This is a genomic window from Moorena producens 3L (assembly GCF_000211815.1).
GTDB classification, from domain to species: Bacteria; Cyanobacteriota; Cyanobacteriia; order Cyanobacteriales; family Coleofasciculaceae; genus Moorena; species Moorena producens.
In genome coordinates this window covers 113,845-120,230 of sequence record NZ_GL890973.1, presented here as the reverse complement: position 1 = coordinate 120,230, position 6,386 = coordinate 113,845, and the positions used below count along the sequence as shown (strand labels likewise).

Annotated in this window: 4 protein-coding genes; 1 reads left to right on the top strand and 3 read right to left on the bottom strand. The window is 43.9% G+C overall.

The window, feature by feature from the left end; translation table 11 throughout:
* Nucleotides 1–66: 66 nt before the first annotated feature.
* Nucleotides 67–2,496 (top strand): non-ribosomal peptide synthetase, encoded by a 2,430-nt coding sequence (locus LYNGBM3L_RS32255; protein WP_071986989.1) that lies wholly within the window; start codon nucleotides 67–69, stop codon nucleotides 2,494–2,496.
* A 51-nt stretch (nucleotides 2,497–2,547) separates the two neighbouring features.
* Here LYNGBM3L_RS32255 and LYNGBM3L_RS32250 read toward each other — a convergent pair whose 3' ends face one another.
* The 3 genes from LYNGBM3L_RS32250 to LYNGBM3L_RS32235 all read right to left on the bottom strand — a co-directional run bounded on the left by LYNGBM3L_RS32250 (nucleotide 2,548) and on the right by LYNGBM3L_RS32235 (nucleotide 6,082).
* Nucleotides 2,548–3,990, bottom strand: a complete 1,443-nt coding sequence (locus LYNGBM3L_RS32250) for a cytochrome c biogenesis protein (protein ID WP_081431820.1) — start codon at nucleotides 3,988–3,990, stop codon at nucleotides 2,548–2,550.
* Between the two features lie 401 nt (nucleotides 3,991–4,391).
* Nucleotides 4,392–5,132, bottom strand: coding sequence for a cytochrome c biogenesis protein CcdA (locus tag LYNGBM3L_RS32240; RefSeq protein ID WP_008191314.1), 741 nt, complete (start codon nucleotides 5,130–5,132; stop codon nucleotides 4,392–4,394).
* 332 nt (nucleotides 5,133–5,464) lie between these two features.
* Nucleotides 5,465–6,082: a L,D-transpeptidase gene (locus tag LYNGBM3L_RS32235; protein WP_008191311.1), complete on the bottom strand. Its 618-nt coding sequence runs from the start codon at nucleotides 6,080–6,082 to the stop codon at nucleotides 5,465–5,467.
* Nucleotides 6,083–6,386: the final 304 nt, after the last annotated feature.

Below are 6,386 nucleotides of genomic sequence, written 5' to 3'. Positions count from 1 at the left end.
AAAGGCGAATCAACTAGCACATCACCTACAAAACTTAGGAGTAGGACCAGAAGTATTGGTGGGTATTTGTGTGGAACGTTCTGTACAGATGGTGGTAGGACTGTTGGGCCGATACTCAAGGCGGGTGGTGCTTATGTACCCCTGGACTCTAATTATCCTCACCAACGACTGAGTTATATGTTGGGCGATTCGGGTGTTGAAGTGTTGTTGACTCAACAGTCGTTACTAGAATCTTTGCCACAAAATCAAGCCCAGGTGGTTTGCTTGGATAGTGATTGGGGTGCCATAGAGCAATATAGTGGGGAGAATCTTGATGTTGGGGTTCATTCACATAATTTGGCTTATGTGATTTATACTTCTGGTTCTACTGGTCAACCTAAGGGGGTTGCCATGAACCATAGTCCTCTGGTTAATCTTATCCTGTGGCAGTTGAAAAACTCCTCTGCCAAATACGGCACAAAAACTGGGCAATTTACACCGATAAGCTTTGATGTCTCCTTCCAAGAAATCTTATCTACTTGGTGTTCAGGTGGAACATTAGTATTGATACCAGAAGATGTACGAAGAGATGGAACTGCCTTATTGCAATTGCTCAAACAACAAGGTATCGAAAGACTCTTTCTACCGTTTGTGGCTCTAGAATACTTAGCGACTAGTGCTTTGACTAGTCCGGAATGTCTACCCTCTACACTGTGTGAATTGATTACCGCAGGAGAACAGTTACAAATTACTCCCACCCTCAGGAACTTTTTTGAAAAACTGTCTAATTGCCGTCTAGAAAATCAGTATGGACCAACAGAAACTCATGTGGTCAGTGCTTTTAAATTAAATGGTTTTCCCAGTGATTGGTCATCACTTCCCCCCATAGGTCGCCCCATCGCCAACACCCAAATCTATATCCTAGACAAAAACCTGGAACCAGTACCCATAGGCGTACCCGGAGAATTATACCTAGGAGGTGATGGACTAGCCAGAGGATACCTAAATCGCCCAGAACTAACATCAGAAAAATTCATCCCAAATCCCTTGTGTAGTTCCTTTTCAGAACGACTCTACAAAACCGGAGACCTGGCGAGATACCGACGAGACGGTAACATTGAATTTCTCGGTCGGATCGATAACCAAGTCAAAATCAGGGGTTTCCGCATCGAACTAGGGGAAATAGAATCAGTACTGTCCACCCATCCCCACATCCAACAAACCGCAGTAATTGTAACAGAAGATGTTCCTGGTCACAAACGCCTAGTCGCCTATTATGTCAGTCAGTCCGAATCACTAAGCACCAAGCAACTACGAGAATTCCTCTTTCAGAAACTACCAGACTATATGGTGCCCAGTGCCTTCGTTACCTTAGACACCCTGCCCTTAACACCAAACGGCAAAGTAGACCGCAAATCCCTACCTGCACCTGATGGGGTTTTCAGCAGGGTGGAGGAATATGTAGCTCCATGTACTCCAACCGAAGAAATAATCGCCAACATCTTCGCCAATGTTCTAGGAGTGCCAGATGTAGGAATACATGACAACTTCTTTGAAATCGGAGGACATTCTCTACTGGCTGTCCGTTTAATGTCCCAGATTAAACAACAATTCCAAATCAATTTGCCTTTAGCAACCCTTTTCCAAAGTCCAACCATTGAACAGTTAGCCAGCTTTCTGGATTGTTCAGTAGATACATCTCACTCCATATTAGTTCCCATTAAAACCAGTGGAAACCAACCCCCCTTGTTTTTTATTCACCCTGGTGGTGGTAATGTCCTGTGTTATGCAGAGTTAGCTCGTCATTTAGATCAAGATTATCCAGTATATGGTTTACAATCTCTTGGTTTAGATGGACAACAGCAACCCTTAACTTCTGTTGAGGAGATGGCATCCCATTATATTGAGGCAATAAAGCCAATTCATTCCCAAGGACCATTACACCTAATAGGCTGGTCTTTTGGAGGTGTAATTGCTTATGAGATGGCACAACAATTACAGGCTAAAAATGAGCCAGTGGCTCTTCTAACGTTAATAGACAGTTATGCACCCACTTTAATTCGGAAACCTTCAGAAATAGATCAAGCCATGATAGTAAATCTATTGGCTCAAGATTTGGGAGGTCTTTATGGTCAAGAGTTAGATATATCCCATGAAACACTTAGACAACTTGAAGCATCCCAGCAAGTTTTGCATCTATTTGAGCAAGCCAAACAGCAAGGGATATTCCCATCAGACCTAGAAATAGAGCAAATGCGTTCTTTATGGGAAGTTTTTCAAGCAAATCTAGCAGCAAACTCTTATTATCAACCACAAGCTTATCCAGGTTCAGTTCTCCTTCTAAATGCTAGTCAAACTTCCCCAGCAGTAATTGAAGACCCAACCCACGGCTGGGGTTCTCTAGTTCTAGGTAATATCCAAACTCACACTATTACTGGAGACCATTTCACTATTATGAAAGCCCCTCAAGTTGAGGGTCTAACTGCAGAATTGAACAAGTATCTATTGAACAACTAGCACGTCTTGGCGGCACTGGCTCCCCTGTTCGGAAGCTGGATCGCGGTCATACTAAGCAGATTTAGCTAGTAAAGGTTCTACGGTCTGGGATGATTCACCCACCTGCTCTAAAATCTCAATCAATTCCCGTTCAAAGGTGACCAAAGCACGATTGGTTTTCCCACCAATATAAAAGCGATCGCCTTTTTGTAATGCCCAAATCTGAGAGTGGGAGACATAACTCATCAGTACCCCTAACATCAGTAAACCAAAGCCAGTGTAAACAAAGGGAATACCCGGGTCAGCTTTAATTTGTAAGCCAGTGCTGCCGATGACATCTTTAATTTTAAGTATCACCCCATTGACCTTAATCCCCATACCAGAACGAACACTTGAAACGAGATTACCCGTTCCATCATAAACAAACAGGGTTCCCTGCAAATCCCTAGCTAAAAGGGATACCCCTTCACTTAAATCAGGTTTTGTGGGAACCCAAGTGCCCCAAATCCGTCCCTCACCATTAGTGGGAAGTTGTGCCATGGGAAGCTGGAAAATTGGACTATTATTCAACTGCACCTGAACCCCAGCAATCCCCCAATCCGTTTGGTAAAAGGTGACACCTCGATATCTTAGGGGCTTATTCACATAGATAGTCTCTTGGTCAATGTCCTCACCTTGACTATCCAAAACTGACAGATTGGAGTAAAATTGATCAATATCCCCGGATGGAGTGTAATCAATCCAGAAACGATTCACCCGCACTGACAAATCTTTGGGGATTTGGGGCCAAGCAAACGGACCGGCATCAATAATGTTTCTAACTTGGAATGTATTGCCACTGGTAACCATTTCCTGAGCCGTAAATCCTGTCATTGAGCCCCAAATTGACCCTCCCAGGATAATCAACATACTGGCATGTACTACAATTGGACCAATCCGTCCGATAATTCCTTTACGGGCGTAGATAGTATCCCCCTCTTGGAATACCTTGTAACGCCGCTTCTCTAACAACTCAGTGAGGGAAGTAAAAGACCCCTTGTCCAACTCTACACTCAAAGCAAGTTTCCCAAACTGGCGGGGTTCTTTGTAAAACTTCCAATTCCGGGCTGCTTTTAAAGCTGGAAATTGACGAGTGAAGGTACAGGCGGTCAGACTACTACCGAATAACACTAATAAGGACAAAAACCACCAAGTCCGGTAGACATGATCTAACCCTAGCAGCAACAACACCTTCCAGCTCAGGAAACCAAACAACGCTGGGTCTTCAGGATAATTAGCTTGGTAAAATGCCAGAGATTCACCCTGTTCAATAACTGTACCGCTGATGCTAAAGAATGCGATCGCAAGCAGCAAGATAATCGCTAACCGTAAGTTAGCCAGCACTGATACTAACCGACGCCACAACCGACTGCTACTATTCAATGATGAGTTATTTGATGAGTTATTTGATGAGTTATCTGATGAGTTATTTGATGAGTTATCTGATGAGTTATCTGATGAGTTTTCTAAAGTCATATTCAGTCTAGTTAATTACTTGTTTTCTGAATAGGATGAGCAGATTTATGAAAAGAATCTCAGTAGCATTCAGCGGTCAGCAGTCAGCGGTCAGCGGTCAGCGGTCAGCGGTCAGCTTAAAATAAACCCAGCGTAGCGTGCGCCGTTCCCGTAGCGTGCGCAAACGAGAGAATTTAATAGTTCGAGATTTATGATAATTGAAAGTCACCAGAAAAGTCCATTGCGCGTAGCGCATAAGCTGATAGCTGATAGCTGATAACTGATAGCTGATAGCTGATAACTGATAGCTGATAGCTGATAGCTGATAGCTGATAGCTGATAACTGATAGCTGATAGCTGATAACTGATAGCTGATAGCTGATAGCTGATAGCTGATAGCTTACGACGCACTCAGTACTCAGTCAAAAAATTCCCACAGGAATCCGAGACAACAACGAAAACACACCAAATGCCACCAATAGCGCACCACTTACTGGTGTAATCCAACTCGACCACTGTCGCAATTCTAATAATCGTTTAATTGAAGCAGTAAACGTACCTGCCAAGATCAAGGGTGCCACATAACCAGCTGTATAAGACAACAGCAAGGCACCACCTAACACTAAATCTTTAGTTGAGACAACCCAAGCCAGTAACGTTGCTAATACCGGTGTACTGCAAGGAGACGCAACTAAACCGAAGGTCAAACCAATGAGATAAGAGCGTAACCCTTTCGGCCATTCCTGGGAAATCCAATCCATACCACCCCAAGTTGGAAACTGTAGCGGTAGTGCTTCTAGTAAATTCAACCCCATAATAATGGCGATTAGGCTCACAATAATCGGTAAGCCAACACCGATTTGACCATAGACTCGCCCGATAGATGCTGCGATAATTCCTAATGCAGCTAAGGTTGTGGCTAAGCCTAAGGAAAACCATACCGATTGGGTAGCAGCTTGCAGCCGTCCTTGATTTTCATAACCACCGATGTAGCCAATCGTGATCGGTAGCATTGATAGCATACAGGGGGTTAGGCTAGTCAGCAACCCAGCAGCAAAGATGATGGCTATGCTGACTAGGCTCAGGTGAGTCAGTTGGCTGTCAACCAGGTTATTAGCGAATTGTTGGAGTTGATAGAGTTGAGTCGAGAATGTGTCAAGCATAGGGAATTTTAACACCCAGTTTGCTTGAATTTTAGCGTATTGAACCCCTCAAGTAGAGTGGCCAAATCCCAGGGATATAGCAGTCGCCAGGGCAGTTAGGACATGACAAAAGTCTCACACCCTTTGTAAGCGATGCAGCGCGGTCTTGGGGGTTTCCCCCATGAGCGACTGCATCAAGAAGCGCAAGAGTTTTACTTCTGACAAATGACTTCTGACAAATGACTTCTGACTTCTGCTATATATACCAAAAAGCTTGAATCACCATCTTGTGCCCACCCTGATCAAGCTGCCTCAATCCCCTAGCTTTAGCTAGGGGCAGCTGTCAACAATAACTATTCCTGTACTGTTACAGATGTTCCCAAAGCCACTCTGTTATACAAAGCTTTGACATCATCATTACGCATCCGGATGCAACCGTGAGACACTGCTTGTCCCACCAGTTCCTCATCATTGGTACCATGAAACCCGATGTAGTTTGTTCCATCACTCCAAAATGCCATCCACCTTGGACCAAGAGGGTTTTCTGGTCCTGGAGCAACGACTTCACCAGTTAGAGGATGCTTCCAAACTGGATTTTGAACCATCTGTGTCACTTGGAAATTGCCTGTAGGGGTTTCCCAACCAGGCTGACCGATGGCAACTGGATAACTGGCTTCGAGTTTATCTCCTCGATAAACATAAAGACGACGCTCACTTAGTTTAATCACTAAACGAGGGGTATTATTAAAGAAATCTTCTTCTTGCCGCAGATAGTGATTGACTTCTTCGAGAGGGGACAATTCTGGTGTTTCAAGCCTTGGCAGAAAGCTTTCATACTGAATTTTTTTCCAGTTAGTTACACTAGTATTGGTTAGATCAGCGGCGGCGGTGGCTACCTCTGCGTATAATAACGGGATAGCTACACCTAAGCCGCACACAATTAAGTGTTGGGTGGAAAGTTTTCCGTTCACGATTTCCTCTTAGCTATTTGATATTTTATGTGCATATTTTAATTGATCATGTTTTGTTCACTGTTGAGCGTTGACTGTTGACGGTTCTACAGCTGCAGGGCTTTGATCTAAACACCCATGATCTAAACACCCATGATCTATAGCGTTTCTCACAGTTATGAGGTACAGTATTCTTTGAAGCTGATTCCCTGTTAGGTGCGCTCTTACCATTAAGAATTAAATTCGCCACGGGTCGCACCTCTTGATGCAGCGCATCCCTATTACTATTACCTATTACTATTACCTATTACCTATTACCTATTAC

What these genes read in the sequence shown, in the direction of transcription:
- LYNGBM3L_RS32250 (WP_081431820.1), bottom strand. Translation starts at nt 3,990, where the DNA reads ATGACTTTAGAAAACTCATCAGATAACTCATCAGATAACTCATCAAAT.
- LYNGBM3L_RS32240 (WP_008191314.1), bottom strand. Translation starts at nt 5,132, where the DNA reads ATGCTTGACACATTCTCGACTCAACTCTATCAACTCCAACAATTCGCT.